This window comes from Streptomyces sp. NPDC004539 (assembly GCF_040610055.1).
In the GTDB taxonomy this organism is placed as follows: domain Bacteria; phylum Actinomycetota; class Actinomycetes; order Streptomycetales; family Streptomycetaceae; genus Streptomyces.
In genome coordinates, this window is sequence record NZ_JBEXLS010000006.1 from 18011 (window position 1) to 33048 (window position 15038).

Genomic DNA, 15038 nt, shown 5'->3' on the forward strand with positions numbered 1-15038 from the left:
GGCTGAAACTCAAGCCCCAGGACGTCCAGTTGACCGTCTTCGGCTTCCTGTACGACCCGGCGTCCTGGTACAGCCTCGCCGACCTCCTCGGCGACATCGACGACCCGAGCGCCGACCCCGTCCGCCTGCCCGCCGCCTTCGGCGACCCGGCGCCCTACCCGGTCCCGGCGGTCATGTGCCAGGACTACCCCTTCGGCGTCCCCTCGTACGCCGCGCTCGTCCAGGAGAAGCGGGGCCTCGCCGAGGTCGCCCCCGTCACCCGGTCCAGCCCGCTCGCCTGGACGGTGATGACCGGCTGCCAGAACTGGCCGACGAAGGTCACCAACCCGCCGCGCCCCCTCAAGGTCGACGGCACCCCGCCGATCCTCCTCACCAACAGCCGCTACGACCCCGCCACCCCGCACGCCTGGGCCGCGAACGCGGCACGGCAGATAGGCAGGGAGGCCGTCCTCCTGACCTACGACGGCGTCGGCCACGGCGACTACTGGCTCAGCCCCTGCGCCCGCGGCGCCATCGACACCTACCTCCTCACCCTCAGGACCCCCCGCCCCGGCACCCACTGCCCGGCCGTCTGGCCCACCGGACCCGACGCCCGGCGGCAGTCCGCCGGACTCGTCAACCCGCTGCCCGACCTGATCGGCACACGCTCCTACTGAGCACAAGAGGGCCGGTTCCGGACGGAATCGGGACCGGCCCCGCGACACTGGTCCCATGACCTACGACGACCTCCTGCACCGGGCCGCCGCCCTCGCCCGCCCCGGCCGCCGCGCGATCCTCGGAATCGCCGGCAGCCCCGGCGCGGGCAAGACGACCCTCGCCGAGCGCCTGGTGCGGGACCTCGGCGACCTCGCCGCGCACGTCCCGATGGACGGCTTCCACCTCGCCGACGTCGAACTCGACCGGCTGGGGCTGCGGGACCGCAAGGGGGCGCCGGAGACGTTCGACGCGGGCGGGTACGCGGCGCTGCTGCGGCGGTTGCGGGAGGAGAGGGGGGAAGTGGTGTACGCGCCCGGGTTCGAACGGGTGCTGGAGCAGCCGATCGCCGGGGTCATCCCTGTTGCGCCGAAGGCCCGGTTGGTGGTGACGGAGGGCAACTACCTGCTGCTGGACACCGGTTCGTGGGCGCGGGTGCGGGGGGAGCTGGACGAGGTGTGGTTCTGCGCGCCGGACGAGACGGACCGGGTGCGCCGACTCGTCGCCCGGCACGAGGAGTTCGGGAAGACGCACGAGGCCGCCGTCGCGTGGGTGCTGGGCACGGACCAGCGCAACGCCGACCTCGTGGCGGGGACGCGGGAGAGGGCGGACCTGGTGCTGACGGGCCGTCAACTCCCGGCGCCCTGAGGGCTATTCGGCGGTGGGGTCCAGGGTGCGGACCAGGTCGCGCAGGACGGGACCGTACTCGGGGTGCGAGAGGGCGTGTGCCATCTGGGCGACCAGGTAGTCCGCCGGGTTGCCGGTGTCGTACCACTCGCCCTGGATCACCTGGCCGTACACCGCGCGGGTCGCGGCGTACGCGTTGATCGCGTCCGTCAGGTAGATCTCGCCGGTGCGGTGCTCGTGCCAGCGGCGGGTCTGCTCGCGGAGTTCGTCGACGATGCCGGGGGTGATGACGTAGCCGCCGATCGCCGCGTAGGAGGACGGGGCCTCCGTCGGCTTCGGCTTCTCGACCAGGCCGGTGATGCGGAGCTGGCCGTCGCCGAGGTCCTCCTTGACGAGCGGCACGCCGTAGCGCTGCGAGTCCTTGGGGTCCATCGGGAGGAGGGCGAGGACCGGGCAGCCCGTCGCCTCGTACGCGCGGATCAGCTGCTGGGCGCGGGGCACCTCCGCGACGAACACGTCGTCCGGCCACAGGACGAGGACCGGTTCGTCGCCGAAGGAGCGGGCCGCGTTCAGCACCGGGGTGCCGTTGCCGTACGGGCCGCGCTGGTCCAGGTAGGTGATGTGGCCCCGGCGGGCCAGCTCGGCGACCTCCTCGACCGCGTCCGCGTACGCCGTCTTGCCGTCCGCCCGCAACTGGTCCACCAGCGCCGGGTTCGGCCGGAAGTGGTCCTGGATCAGGGACTTCCCGCCGGACACGACGATCGTGATGTCCGTGATGCCGGAGTCCACCAGCTCGCGCACCGTGTGCTCGATGACCGGCTTGTCGCCGACCGGCAGCATCTCCTTCGGGATCGCCTTCGTGAGGGGCAGCAGGCGCGAACCGAGCCCTGCGGCGGGGATGACGGCCCTGCGGATCGTGGGGGAGGACATCTGCTCTCTCTCATGCGGACTCGTACGGACGAACGCCCGCGCCGGTGGCGGCACGGGCAGGACGACGCTACCAACGTGGCGGGGGAGGGGGCGGGGTCACCCCTTGAGCGCGTCCGAGATCGACTTCACGCCGCCGTGGGCGGTGAGGCCGCCGTCGACGGGGATCTCGGCGCCGGTGATGAACGAGGACTCGTCGGAGAGGAGGAAGACCACGAGAGGGGCGATGTCGTCGACCGTGCCGCTGCGGCCGAGGGGCGTCTCGCCGATGGTGGCGTCGCGGAACGCCTGGGAGGCGAGGGCGGTCATCTCGGTCTCGATGTAGCCGGGGAGGACGGAGTTGACGCGGATGCCCTTCGGCCCCAGCTCCGTCGCCGCGATCTTCGAGACCGCGCGCAGGGCCCACTTGCTGGCCGTGTAGGCGACGGGGTAGTAGCCGGTGAGGGCGGTCGCCGAGCCGATGTTGACGATGGAGGAGCCGGGCGGCATCAGCGGGGAGAGCCGCTGGATGCCGAGGAGGGGGCCGGTGGTGTTGACGGCCTGGACCCGCTCCATGTCCTCGGCGCTGACGTCTTCGAGGCGGTGCCGCTCGATGATCCCCGCGTTGTTGACGAGCCCGTGGACCGCGCCGTACGTCTCCCGCAGCTCGGCGGCGAGCGCGTCCCAGTCGTCCGCGCTGCTGATGTCGAGCCGCCGGCACCCCTCGCCCTCGGGGCGCACGTCCGTGGCGACCACGACCGCCCCCTCCCGCGCCAACGCCCGCGCCTCAGCCGCCCCTTGACCCCGGGCCGCGCCCGTGACGACGACGACCTTGCCCGCGAGGCGGCCCGTGGTCCGCTGTCCTTCGGTGATCACGCTCATGGCGGACAAGCTACCGTTCCCGAGGGCCGGGGGGCGGTGCCGTCCGTCGCGGTGTTTGAGCCCTGTCGGCACCGTGCGTAGGCTGTATACAGGTGAGTACGCCGATGGCTGGGCAGGGAGTTCCGTGGCGCGGGTGACTGGCAAGAGTGAAGCTGTCTACGAACGGTTGAAGGGTGACATCGAGTCGCTGCGGCTGAGGCCGGGCGCCAAGCTGGGCGAGGTCCAGATCGGCGAGGAGCTGGGTGCTTCGCGGACCCCCGTACGGGAGGCGATCCGGCGGCTGGCCCAGGAGGGGCTGGTCGACTTCGTGCCGGGGGAGGTGGCCCGGGTCGCCGCGATCTCGCTCGGCGGAGTGCGGTCCCTGTTCGAGTTCCGCATGATGCTGGAGCCCGGAGCCGCCGCCTCGGTGGCCGCGTCCGGAGCGACGGACCCACGGGTCCTCACCCCCTTCGGCGCACTGCGCGAGCGGCTGGAGGAGTTCGACGAGTCGTTCCGCGCCCTGGACGCCGTCGGGCAGGCCGGCGCCTACCAGGGCTTCTACGACATCACGGAGGCGTTCGACCAGGCCGTCATCGCCGCCTGCCGGAACCCCTACCTTGCTCGTTCGATCCGTGACCTGCGCAGCCAGACCGTGCGTCTGCGCCACCTCTCGCACAGCGGGCCGCGCCGTATGGCGACTTCGCTGGAGGAGCACCGCGCGATGCTGAAGGCGATCCTCCAGGGGGACACCCGGGCGGCCGAGGCGGCTTGCTCGCACCATCTGGCCCAGACCCTCCAGGCCCTCATCGACAGCCTGACCAGCCAGGAGCCGATGCCCGGCGTGGACGTCCAACTGGATGCCGTGATCTGACGCGGGCCCCTGACGGGGCTTCGCACGCCGACCGACCGGCCCTTCCCACTCATGGCCTTTCCCGCACCCCTTGATGTATACAGTAGTGAATACATCAACCCGACTCCCGGAACGAGGGTGCCGTCTCATGCCGTACACCGTCGGCGCCGCCGACCTGCTGGGGTTCGCCGCGGCCACCGCCGAAACGCATGGCGTTCCGTCCGGGGACGCCCGTCTGTTCGCCGACACCCTGGTGACCGCCGAGCTGTGGGGGCATCCGTCCCACGGCATGCTGCGCCTGCCCTGGTATCTCGACCGGCTCGCGAGCGGGGCCACGGCCGCCGTCGCTGATCCGCTGGTGGTCACGGACAACGGCGCGGTGCTCGTGGCTGACGGCCGGGACGGCCTCGGGCAGGTGCTCACCGACCGTGCGGTGAGCTGGGGTGTGGAGCGCGCCCGCCGGCACGGGATCAGCGCGGTCGCGGTCCGTAACTCCGGTCACTTCGGGACCGCCGCGTACTTCACCCGCCGTGCCGCCGAAGAGGGCTGTGTGGCGCTGCTGGCCACCAACGCCAGCCCGGCGATGGCCCCTTGGGGCGGGCGGGAGAAGCGGATCGGCACCAATCCGTGGTCGATCGCGGCGCCGGGCGGCCGGTATGGCACGGTCGTGATGGACATCGCCAACACCGCCGTCGCGCGCGGCAAGATCTACCACGCCAGGGAGCGCGGCGAGCCGATCCCCGAGGGCTGGGCGGCGGACGCGGAGGGTGTGCCGACGACCGACCCGCAGCGCGCGATCGAGGGCCTGATCCTGCCGATGGCCGGCCACAAGGGTTACGCGATCTCCTTCATGTTCGACGTGCTCGCCGGCGTGCTGACCGGCAGCGCCTTCGGCACGGGGGTCGTCGGCCCCTATCAGGCCACCGGTCGCAGCGGCGTCGGCCACCTGCTGATCTGCGTCGACATCTCCTCGATGGCCGACCCGGCCGAGTTCGAGCGGCGGATGGAGGCGCTGGTCGAGGAGACCAGGTCCACCCCGGCCGCCCCGGGCACGGCGGAGATCTTCGTCCCCGGTGAGCCGGAGATCCGCACCGCCGAGCGGCTGCGCACCGAGGGCATCACGCTCGCCGACGACACCTGGGCCGCCCTCGCCCGGATCGCCGAAGCCACTTCCATACCCCTGCCCGCTCCCGTCACTCCCCAGGAGTCGCCCGCATGATCGCCCTGACCGTGTCCCTCCGGGTCGTACCCGGCTGCCGCGAGGAGTTCCTCAAGGCCATCGAGGAGAACGCCGAGCGTTCTTTCACCGACGAGCCCGGCTGCCGCTTCTTCGACGTCGTCTGCGACCTCGCCGACGACCATCATTTCGTCTTCCACGAGATCTACGACGACGAGGCCGCCGTCGAGGCCCACCGTGCCGCTCCCCACTTCAGGGTCTGGCGTGCGGCCGTGGCGAAGTACGTGGTCCCCGGCAGTCAGGTCAACACCCTCTCCCGCCGCCTGTTCCACCACTCCTGACCTCTCGATCGGAGCCGCCGCATGTGCACAGCACCCGCCGCACCGAACCTGCTCATCCACCCCGACAAGGTCGAACGCTTCGACCGGGGCGGGGGAGTGGCCACCCTCCCCTACATCGGCAGGTGGAACTCGGAGGGGGCCGTCATCACCACCGGCCAGACCGTCTTCCGGCCCGGCACCGGCCTGCCCCTGCACAGCCACAACGTCGAGGAGTCCGTCCTGATCCTCGAAGGCGAGGCGACCGCCGAGATCGACGGCGAGTTCTTCGACCTGGAGGTCGGCCAGGCCACCTGGGTCCCGGCGGGCATCCCGCACCGCTTCCTCAACCGCGGCGAGGGCGTCATGCGGATCTACTGGGTCTACGGCGGCCGGGACGTCACCCGCACGATCACCGCCACCGGCGAGACCTTCGAGCACCTCTCCGCACAGGACAAGGGAGGGGCCCCCACCGCATGAACGCCACCATAGCCACGGTCGACCCGGCCACCGGTCGGCCCCTCGCCTCGTACGACGCCTGGGACGCCACCCGCGTCGAGACCGCCGTACGGCGTGCGCACCTCGCCTCCCGGGACTGGGCCCTGGTCCCCGTGGCCGAACGCGCCGCGCGCGCGGCCGAGTTGGCCCGCGTCCTGCGCGAACACAAGGCGCTGCTGGCCGATCTGGCGGTCCGGGAGATGGGCAAGCCGGTCGTCGAGGCGGAGGGCGAGGTGGAGAAGTCCGCCCTGACCGCCGAGTACTACGCCGGGCAGGGGCCGGGCATCGTCGCCGACGAACATGTGGACATCGACGGAGTCGAAGCCTGGGTGGCGTACGAACCCGTCGGTCTGGTGCTGGCGGTGATGCCGTGGAACTTCCCCGTCTGGCAGGTCATGCGCTTCGCGATCCCGTCCCTCGTGGCGGGCAACGGCGTCCTGCTCAAACACGCCTCCAACGTCACCGGGTGCGCACTGGCGTTGCAGGACCTCTTCGTCGAGGCGGGCTTCCCCGAGCACCTGGTGACCGCGCTGGTCCTCGCGGACGAGGACGTGCCCGACGTCACCGCGCGGCTGATCGCGGACGACCGTGTCGCCGCTGTCACCCTGACCGGCAGCAACCGGGCGGGCGCGGCCGTCGGCGCGGCGGCGGGGCGGGCGGCGAAGAAGTCCGTGCTGGAGCTGGGCGGTTCGGACGCGTTCGTGGTCCTGGACGACGCCGACGTCACGGCCGCCGCGGCTGCCGCCGTCAGGGCGCGCTTCACCAACTCCGGCCAGAGCTGTGTGTGCGCCAAGCGGTTCATCGTGGCCGAGGCGGTCGCGGACGCGTTCACCGCGGCCTTCGTGCGCGGGGTGGAGGAACTGCGCGTCGGAGATCCGAGGGACCGGTCGACGCAGGTCGGCCCGCTCGCCCGGGACGACCTGCGCACGGCGATCGCCCGCCAGGTGGAGGAGTCGGTCGCGGCCGGTGCCCGCCTGCTGACCGGCGGGAAGCCGCTGCCCGGCGACGGCTTCTTCTTCCGGCCCACGGTGCTGTCGGGCACGGGCCCGGGGATGCCGGCCTTCGACGAGGAGACCTTCGGGCCGCTGGCCGCCGTGAGCGTCGCCCGCGACGACGACGATGCCGTACGGCTGGCCGGGGCGACCCCCTTCGGCCTGGGCCTGAGCGTCTGGACGGCCGACCCGAGCCGTGGCGTCGCCCTCGCCCGCCGCATCACCACCGGCGCCGCCTTCGTCAACGCCGTCGTCGCCTCCGACCCGCGCCTGCCCTTCGGCGGCACCAAACGCAGCGGCCACGGCCGGGAACTGTCCTCCGCCGGCATCCGGGAGTTCACCAACACCCGTACGTACTGGGTCGCCCGCTAGCCCGACGACACCCCCGAGGCCGGCTAGGAGGGGGTGGCCAGGCTTGACGCCTCCTTTGGCTAACCGCTATCTATTACGGCGTCATGTGAGGAGGGCGGTCCGTGCAGGACGTGTTGCTGGCGTTGCTGACCAAGGAGCCGTCGCACGGATACGACTTGCGCAAACGGCTGGTGGCGGCGCTCGGACCGCTGGGGGAGACACTGAACGCGGGGCAGATCTACGTGACGCTCACCCGGCTGGAAAAGGCGGGCCTGGTCGTCCAGGAGCGTGAGGACACGCCTGTGCGCGGCCCCCGGCGCAAGGTGTACGGGCTGACCGCGGCCGGGCGGGAGCGGGTGGCCGCCTGGATGGTCGAGAGCGCGGGCCCCCGGGTGGACGTGACGGAGTTCCACCTGAAACTCGTGGCCGCCGCCGAGTCGGGCCTGGCCGACCCGGTCGCGCTGGTGGAGGCTCGGCGCCGGGAACTGCTGCGCGGCCTCGCCGAAGCCCAGCACGCCGCTCTCGCGCACGACACGAGCTCGGAGGCCGGGCTGCTCCTGGAGGGCATCGCGCTCCGGTTGCAGGCCGATCTGCGCTGGTTGGAGGTGTGCGGGCGGACCTGGTCCACCCGCACAGCCAGGGGGAAACGCGGAGGAATCGGATGACGAGAGACGGTCAGCGCACCAGGCGCCGGTCACAGCGGAGGGCCACGGACGACCGCCGACCCGGTGAGGCGGCCGGACCGGTGCTGCGGGCGGTCGGGCTGGCCCGGGTGTACGGGCAGGACGAGAACGCGGTGTGGGCCGTCGACGGGGTGGACCTCGACGTTCCGGCCGGGCAGGCGCTCGCCGTGACCGGGCCCAGCGGCTGCGGCAAGTCCACGCTGCTCCAGCTCCTCGGCGGCATCGACCGGCCCACCGAGGGCGAGGTCTGGCTCGGCGGGTCCCGCGTCGACGGCCTCGGTGAACGGGCGCTGGCCCGGCTGCGGCGTCGTACCGTCGGGTTCGTCTTCCAGGCGTACCACCTCATGGACGAACTGACCGCCGCGGAGAACGTCGAACTGCCCGCGCTGCTCGCCGGCGCGTCACCGCGCACCGCCCGCGACCGCGCCGCCGAACTCCTCGATCGCGTCGGGCTCGCCGACCGGGCCCGGCATCTGCCCTCCGCGCTCTCCGGCGGCCAGCGGCAGCGGGTCGCCATCGCCCGCGCGCTGGTCAACGAGCCGCTGGTCGTTCTCGCGGACGAGCCCACGGGAAACCTCGACAGCGCCGCGACCCACGACATCCTTCGCCTGTTCGGCGAACTGCGCGCCGCGGGCCAGACCCTCGTCATGGTCACCCACGACGAGCGGGTCGCCGCCACGGCCGACCGAGTCGTCCTCCTGCGGGACGGGGCGGTGGCCGACGACACCCACCTGGACGGCAGCGGCGGCGGGCTCGGCTCACTGCTGGGCTGGGAGGGCTGACCATGGGACAGCTGCTCCTGATCTGGCGTCTGATCCTGCACGACATGCGCCGCCGCCCCGGCGAAGCCGTCATGTTCCTGCTCGTCGTCACCGTCGCCGGCGCCAGCCTGACACTCGGCTCCGCGACCACCGACGCGGTGTCCACCGGGTACGCGAAGACACGCGCCGCCACCGCCGGCCCCGACGTCATGGTCTCGACGACGAGCACGGACCCGTCCGGCCTCGCCGAACGCCTCGCGGACGCGCCGGGTGTCACCGCGCTCGGTGGCCCGTTCCTCGCCTTCGACACCACCGTCCGGGCGCACGGACAGACCGCGCGCTCCGCCGTCATGGGGCGCGGCGGTCCGTCCGCCGTCGACCGGCCGCTGGTGACCTCCGGGACCTGGGTGCGTCCCGGCGGAGCCGTGGTCGAGCGAGGCTTCGCGCAGGCACTCGGTGTGCGCACCGGCGACAGCATCACCGTCGGCGGGCGCGGCATCGCGGTCGTCGGGACCGCGATCAGCGCGGCCGTCGAGGTGTACCCGTGGAGCAACGTCGCACAGGGGCCCGGGGCGTCCGACTACGGCGGCATGGTGTGGCTCACCACGGCCGACGCGCGCGCGGCGGCAGGCGACGCGCCCGCCGTCCACCTGATCCACCTGAAGCTGTCCGACCCTGCCGCGACCGCCGAGTTCGGCCGTTCCTCGGCCGTCCACGCCGTCACCGGCGACAGCTGGGTCAACTTCCACTACTGGCAGGACGTCCTCGACACCGACACGGCCATGATCGAGGCCACCCGGCCCACCCTGGTCATCGGCGGCTCGCTGCTCGCCGTCGCCGCGATCGTCACCCTCACCGCGCTCGCCGCCGTCCGCGCCACCCGCGACCACCGGCGGGCCGCACTGCTCAAAGCCGTCGGCGCGGGCCCCGGCACCGTCACCGCCGTCCTGCTGGTGCCGTACCTGGCGCTGACCCTCGTGGCCACCGCGCTCGGACTGACCGCCGGGACCCTGGCCGCGCCCCACGTGGTCGACCCCAGCGCCGGGCTGATCGACATCGTCGGTCCCCCGGACACCGGCACCGTCGTCACCGCGATCGTGCTCGCTGTCGTCATCGCCGTGACCGGTGTCCTCGGCCCCGCCCTGCGCGCCGCCCGGACCGACACCGCGGGCGCCCTGACCGACCCCGCCCACCTGCTCACGTACCGCCCGCGCCTGAACGCGCTGACGGCGTACCTGCCCGTCCCCCTGCTGCTCGGCAGCCGGCTGCTCGCCCGGCGGCCCGGCCGCGCCGTCCTGGCCGCCGCCGGCACGGCCGCCACCACCCTCATGGTCACCGCACTGCTCACCTTCCACGCCGAACTCGACGCGGCCCCCGCCGTCAAACGGTTCGGCCCCCTCGAAGTGCGGACCGACCGGACCGGACAGGTACTGCTCGCCGTCACCCTCGCGTTGGCGGTGCTGTCCCTGCTCAACACCGTGCTTCTCGGCTGGAGCACCGCCGTGCAGGCCCGGCGTGCCCTGACCGTCACCCGCACCCTCGGAGCCACGCCCCACCAGGTCGTCACGGCGCTCTGCGTCGCCCAACTCCTGCCCGCCGTACCCGGAATCGCGGTGGGCGTCCCGGCCGGGCTCGGCCTGTACTGGCTCTTCGGCACGCAGATCATGCCCCCGGAGCTGTGGCTGCTCACCGGCGCGATCGGCATCCTGGTCGCGGTGGGCGCGCTGACCGTTCTGCCCGCGTGGATGCACACCCGGGGCCCCGCCCTCATCGCCGAACCCGCCTGAGTACGAGGCGGTCGAGCACGGTCGTACCCTCGCCGGGGCCGACCGTGCTCTCTCAACTCAGGACTTCCCGAAGACCCGCCCCAGTTCGATGCGGGCGATGTCGGGTGCCCAGGCCGTCGGGTTGCCGAAGGTGACGGTGTTGGCGCCCTTGCTCAGGTCGACGGGGACGCCGACGGTCCAGTAGTCGTCGGTGCTCCAGGTGTTCTTGAAGGTGACCTGCCGGGAGACGCCGCCGATCTCGACGTCCGCCGTGCGGGACATGATGTCGGTGTTGTAGGCGTGCCCGTTGTCGCGCCGGTCGTTGTGCGCGTAGTGGACGACCAGGAGGTAGCGCCCGGACTTCGGCGCGTTCACCGTGAACTCGGCGGTGCTGTCGGGGCTGTTGCCGAGGCCGCCGACGTACGAGCCGCCGGGCGCGTGGACGGAGTCGACGAGCTTGGCGCCGCCCGTGAGGACGGCGTCGGCGGCGCCGCGGGACAGCGTTCCGGCGTCGGACCCGTCCCCGGACACGTCGAGCGAACGCAACGACGCGTGCCCGGACGTCACCGTGATCCGGTTGTTGCCCGCGACCAGGTACAGCCGCAGCGCACGGTTCGGTACGGCGGCCGACTCCGCGCCGTGCAGGGCGAGTCGGACCGGCCCCGACGCCTTCGGCACGACCGTGTAGTAGCCGTCGCGCGGCGCGTACACGTCGAACACGGCCTTGTCGCCGCCCCGCAGCACGAGCGCACCCGTACCGGTCCCGGCCGACGAGGAGTAGTCGAACACCGGACGCCCGCTGACGTCCGCGAGGGTCGCCTCGTACGACGCGGTCGCCTCGGTGCGCCGGGTCAGGTCGATCCGGTCCAGCGTGACCTCGGCGTCACCCTTGGCGAGGGACAACACGTGGGTTCCGGCGGACAGTTGGAGCGGGAGTACCTTCTTGGCGCGGTAGGTCCAGTTCTGGGTGGACGGGTACGTCACGGTGAGCGGCGCGGCGCCGTCCACGGAGAGCCGCTGGGTCGCCGGGCGGCCGGACTGGTTGCCGTACAGGACCGCCAGGTCGTACGTGCCGTCCTCGGGGACCGACACCGTGAAGTCGACCTTGCTGGCAGGGGTGTTGAGGGAGCCGACGTCCTTCGTGCCGGACGCCGCGTAGCCGTTGGCGTTCTGGACGGTGCCCTGCGTGTAGACCGTGCCGCCGGTGATCGCCGCGCTCTCCGCCTCGTACGACGCCGACCAGGGGACGGACGCCGCGGCGGGGGTGCCGGTGCCGGCCGGGGTGAGGACGATCCGGTACGCCGACATCTTGTGCAGGCCCCGGAGGGGAACGGTGACCGTGCCGTCGGCGGCCACTTCTGTCTTGAGGCGGCTCAGTACCTGCGGCGCCGCGTGCTCACCCTCGTACCCGGACCAGGCGGCCTCGGCGACCGTCGCGGTGACCGTGCGGCCGAACAGCTTGCGCGGGACGTTCCGGACGACGACGTCCGCGTCCCCCGCCGAGCCGCCCAGCAGGACCTGGGCCTGGCGGCGGGAGGCGTCCAGGGACGCCAACCCCTGCAACGTGTCGATGGTGTCGGCCTGCGGGGGTGTCACCTCGACCGTGTCGCCGGTCAGCCCGGCGTACCAACGAAACAGCCACCAGCCGCCGTTGGGGATGTTGGAGCGGACGACCTGGCCGCTCAGGTTGCCCGCCGCGTCCCAGTACGCCATGTTCGCGTACACCTTGTTCCGCTCGAACATCGAGATCCACTGCACGAGTTGGCCCGGCACGGACAGATCGCGCCGGTTCGCGTACTCGTCGATGTTGATCTTCAGCGGGCCGATCCCCAACTCCCGCTCCAAAGCCCGGTAGTTGTCGTAGTGGCCCTGGAAGTCGCGCAGGGAGCCGGAGCTGAGTTCGTGCCACGTCATGATCTGCGGCAGGACGTTCTCACGCTTGGCGAAGGTGAGGAAGTCCCGCAGGAAGCGCGGGTAGTAGCCGGTCTCGTTGGGTCCGGCGATCACCGCGTCCGGGTCGATGGCGCGGATGCGCTCGTACACCGTCTTCCAGTGCGTGAGGAAGCGGTCGCGCTCCACCTCGTACTCCGCCTGCGGCCCGTTGAGCTTGTACCAGATGAAGTCCGGTTCGTTGAACGGGATGTAGACGAACCGCTCGCTGTTCGGGTCGGCGGCTATGCGACGGGTGATGCTGTCGACCTTGGGGAGGTAGTCGTCGATGCCGAGGTCCTCGTACGGCCACTTGGCGTAGATGTCCTGCATCATGACGTTGATCTCGCCGCCGCCGTTGCGGAAGAACGCCTTCGACACGGCCTGCGCGTCGCCGTTCGGGTGCTGGAGACCGCCGTCCGGCTTCTGCGAGATGCTGGTGATCTTCAGAGGCGCGAGGGCGGCGTCGCTCGGCACGCCGTCGTCGCCGAGACCGTACAGGGCGCCGTTCGCGCCGAGTTGGACCGGGCCCTCGGGGGCGGCGAGGTCGACGGAGAGGCGTTGCGGTGCTTCCGCGGTCGTTCCTGCGGTCGTTCCTGCGGCGGGGAGTGCGCCTGCCATGAGGGCGGCTCCAAGTGCGGTGGTGACAAGGGCGGTTCGTACGCGGGATCTCGTGCGGGTGGGGGCGGTCACGCTGCTGGACCTCCGGTCATTTGACGGCTCCACTGGTGATTCCGGACACGATCTTTCGCTGGCCGACGAGGAACACGGCGACCATCGGCAGGCTCATCACCACGACGTACGCGAAGACGAGATGCCAGTTGTTGAGGTAGAGCTGGGCGCTGGCCACCTGGTAGAGGTTGAGCGGCAGGGTGGCCCGCTCTCCGCCGCCGAGGACGAAGAACGCGTAGAAGACGTCGCTCCACGCGTAGAGCGTCACCATGATCGTCGCGGTCGCGATCACCGGCCGCAGCAGCGGCAGCACGATCCGGACGAAGATCCGCGCCGGCCGCGCCCCGTCGATCCGCGCCGCCTCCTCCAGCTCGAAGGGGATCGCGCGGATGAACCCCGTCATGAAGAAGATCGACGTCGACAGGTACATCCCGGTGTACACGGCGATCATCCCCGGCCGGGTGTTCGCGAGTCCGAGCTGACGCAGCTCCATCACGACGGTCACGACGGCCGGCGGCAGCAGCAGCCCGCTGATGCACAGCGCGTAGGCCGCCGACACCAGACGGGACTTGCGGCGCGCGAACACCCACGCGGCCCCGGCGCCGAGGATGAGCACGAGGACGACCGAAGGGACCACGACGAGAAGGGAGTTGAGCAGCCCGCGCAGCATCTCGCCCTGGTTCACGGCGTCTTGGTAGTTGCTTGCGGGTTGCCAGTGCTGCGGCAGGTCCAGGTTCGGCTTGACGGCCTCCCCCTGCGGTTTCGCGGAGGTGACCGCGACCAGCCACAGGGGCACGCCGATCGCCAGCGCGGCGATGAGGACGACGAGGGTGGGGCGGGCGAATCGCCACAGACGTGGACCAGGCGCTGGTACGCTTACCGGGCTGCTGAGCGAGAGCCAAGCCAGCACACCAACCTCCCTTCTTTCGGGGACCGGGCTGGTGCCAACCCGGCTGGTGTTGATCGCGTGAGTCTTGATCGTTCGTCGAGTGGTCGAGCAGCGTGAGCCAGGAATCCTGCTTGCTTGCGAGGAGGAGGGTTCAAAGGAGTTGCTCCCTTCGACGCAAGCCGAAGACCAGCGGAACCGCCAGCGCCGCCACGATGAGGAATAGCACCAAACTCATCGTGGCGGCCTGCGCGTACAGGCCCTGGCCGAAGATCCGGAACATGTAGATGTTGAAGACCTCCGTGGACGCGGCCGGGCCGCCGCCGGTCGTGGCCTGGACGATGTCGAAGGTGTTCATCGAACCGATCAGCGCGGTCGTCACGTTGAAGGTCACGGCCGGCGCGAGCATCGGCCAGCGCACCGACCGGAAGGTCCGCCAGGGCCCGGCGCCGTCCATCCGCGCGGCTTCGAGCATGTCGTTCGGGATGCCCTTGAGCCCCGCGAGGTAGATCAGCATCGCGAGGCCCATCCACTTCCAGCCGTGGATGACACTGACGATCACCAGAGTCCAGGTCGTCGACCCGAGCCACGGAACGTCCGTCCCCAGCACGGAGTTGAGGGCGCCGTCCTGGTCCAGGAGCGCCTGGAACACGTACCCCGTGGCGAGCGCCGAGATCAGCACCGGCAGGAAGAACACGGCCCGGAAGAACCGGTTGAACCGCGTGTCCGCCTCCAGGAGCAGCGCGAGGCCGAGCCCGAAGCCGTTCTGGAACAGTGCGGCGAGGACGGCGTACAGCAGCGTCGTCCGGATCGCCCGCAGCAGGGAGCCGTCCTCGGCGACCGTCCTGAAGTTGTCCAGGCCCGTGAACGAGATGTTCGCGTGGTAGGAGGACCAGTTCGTGAACGGGTAGTAGAAGTTGAGCAGGTTGGGGGCGAGGAAGAAACCGGCGAAGACGAGGATCGCGGGGAGCGCGAACCACCAGGGGTGGTGGACGGCGGCGCGGGGGAGCCTGCCCGGTGTGCTCTTTCGTGTCGGGCTGGACGTGGCGCGCGGCAGAGTCTGAGTCAT

At 71.5% G+C, this 15038-nt stretch carries 15 protein-coding genes; 10 read left to right on the forward strand and 5 right to left on the reverse strand.

The features are described from left to right. Window positions 1-2 precede the first annotated feature (2 nt). Together ABZX85_RS14275 and ABZX85_RS14280 are read left to right on the forward strand one after the other, a co-directional pair. Window positions 3-656 carry an alpha/beta hydrolase gene (locus ABZX85_RS14275; protein ID WP_355867897.1) on the forward strand — a complete coding sequence of 218 codons (654 nt, stop codon included), beginning with the start codon at window positions 3-5 and terminating at the stop codon, window positions 654-656. Window positions 657-711: 55 nt separating this feature from the next. Continuing rightward, window positions 712-1341 carry a nucleoside/nucleotide kinase family protein gene (locus ABZX85_RS14280; protein WP_355866784.1) on the forward strand — a complete coding sequence of 210 codons (630 nt, stop codon included), beginning with the start codon at window positions 712-714 and terminating at the stop codon, window positions 1339-1341. Window positions 1342-1344: 3 nt separating this feature from the next. Here ABZX85_RS14280 and ABZX85_RS14285 read toward each other — a convergent pair whose 3' ends face one another. Both ABZX85_RS14285 and ABZX85_RS14290 read right to left on the reverse strand, forming a co-directional pair. Further along, complete coding sequence (locus ABZX85_RS14285) at window positions 1345-2250, reverse strand: UTP--glucose-1-phosphate uridylyltransferase (protein WP_355866787.1); 906 nt, start codon at window positions 2248-2250, stop codon at window positions 1345-1347. 96 nt (window positions 2251-2346) lie between these two features. Then, entirely contained in the window at window positions 2347-3108 is a 762-nt protein-coding gene (locus tag ABZX85_RS14290) for an SDR family oxidoreductase (RefSeq protein ID WP_355866790.1), read from the reverse strand. A 133-nt stretch (window positions 3109-3241) separates the two neighbouring features. Between ABZX85_RS14290 and ABZX85_RS14295 the strand changes: the two genes are divergently transcribed. The 8 genes from ABZX85_RS14295 to ABZX85_RS14330 all read left to right on the forward strand — a co-directional run bounded on the left by ABZX85_RS14295 (window position 3242) and on the right by ABZX85_RS14330 (window position 10503). Further along, complete coding sequence (locus ABZX85_RS14295) at window positions 3242-3958, forward strand: GntR family transcriptional regulator (RefSeq protein ID WP_355866793.1); 717 nt, start codon at window positions 3242-3244, stop codon at window positions 3956-3958. Between the two features lie 127 nt (window positions 3959-4085). After that, the gene (locus tag ABZX85_RS14300; protein WP_355866796.1) at window positions 4086-5156 is read left to right on the forward strand and encodes an Ldh family oxidoreductase; all 1071 of its coding nucleotides are present in this window, start codon (window positions 4086-4088) and stop codon (window positions 5154-5156) included. Next, window positions 5153-5455, forward strand: a complete 303-nt coding sequence (locus ABZX85_RS14305; protein ID WP_355866799.1) for a putative quinol monooxygenase — start codon at window positions 5153-5155, stop codon at window positions 5453-5455. The genes ABZX85_RS14300 and ABZX85_RS14305 overlap by 4 nt, the downstream gene beginning before the upstream one ends. 21 nt (window positions 5456-5476) lie before the next feature. Further along, entirely contained in the window at window positions 5477-5911 is a 435-nt protein-coding gene (locus ABZX85_RS14310; protein WP_355866802.1) for a cupin domain-containing protein, read from the forward strand. After that, window positions 5908-7293, forward strand: a complete 1386-nt coding sequence (locus ABZX85_RS14315) for an aldehyde dehydrogenase family protein (RefSeq protein WP_355866805.1) — start codon at window positions 5908-5910, stop codon at window positions 7291-7293. Before ABZX85_RS14310 ends, ABZX85_RS14315 begins: the two co-directional genes overlap by 4 nt. A gap of 101 nt (window positions 7294-7394) precedes the next feature. Next, on the forward strand, window positions 7395-7937 hold the full coding sequence (locus ABZX85_RS14320) for a PadR family transcriptional regulator (protein ID WP_355866808.1): 543 nt from the start codon (window positions 7395-7397) through the stop codon (window positions 7935-7937). Beyond that, complete coding sequence (locus ABZX85_RS14325) at window positions 7934-8737, forward strand: ABC transporter ATP-binding protein (RefSeq protein ID WP_355866811.1); 804 nt, start codon at window positions 7934-7936, stop codon at window positions 8735-8737. The genes ABZX85_RS14320 and ABZX85_RS14325 overlap by 4 nt, the downstream gene beginning before the upstream one ends. Window positions 8738-8739: 2 nt before the next feature. Beyond that, a complete protein-coding gene (locus tag ABZX85_RS14330; RefSeq protein WP_355866814.1) occupies window positions 8740-10503 on the forward strand; it encodes an ABC transporter permease in 1764 nt (587 codons plus the stop codon). A gap of 57 nt (window positions 10504-10560) precedes the next feature. Here ABZX85_RS14330 and ABZX85_RS14335 read toward each other — a convergent pair whose 3' ends face one another. The 3 genes from ABZX85_RS14335 to ABZX85_RS14345 all read right to left on the reverse strand — a co-directional run bounded on the left by ABZX85_RS14335 (window position 10561) and on the right by ABZX85_RS14345 (window position 15038). Next, window positions 10561-13032: a CBM35 domain-containing protein gene (locus ABZX85_RS14335; protein WP_355866817.1), complete on the reverse strand. Its 2472-nt coding sequence runs from the start codon at window positions 13030-13032 to the stop codon at window positions 10561-10563. Window positions 13033-13120: 88 nt separating this feature from the next. Continuing rightward, window positions 13121-13990, reverse strand: coding sequence for a carbohydrate ABC transporter permease (locus tag ABZX85_RS14340; RefSeq protein ID WP_355867900.1), 870 nt, complete (start codon window positions 13988-13990; stop codon window positions 13121-13123). 133 nt (window positions 13991-14123) lie between these two features. Further along, the gene (locus ABZX85_RS14345; RefSeq protein ID WP_355866820.1) at window positions 14124-15038 is read right to left on the reverse strand and encodes a sugar ABC transporter permease; all 915 of its coding nucleotides are present in this window, start codon (window positions 15036-15038) and stop codon (window positions 14124-14126) included.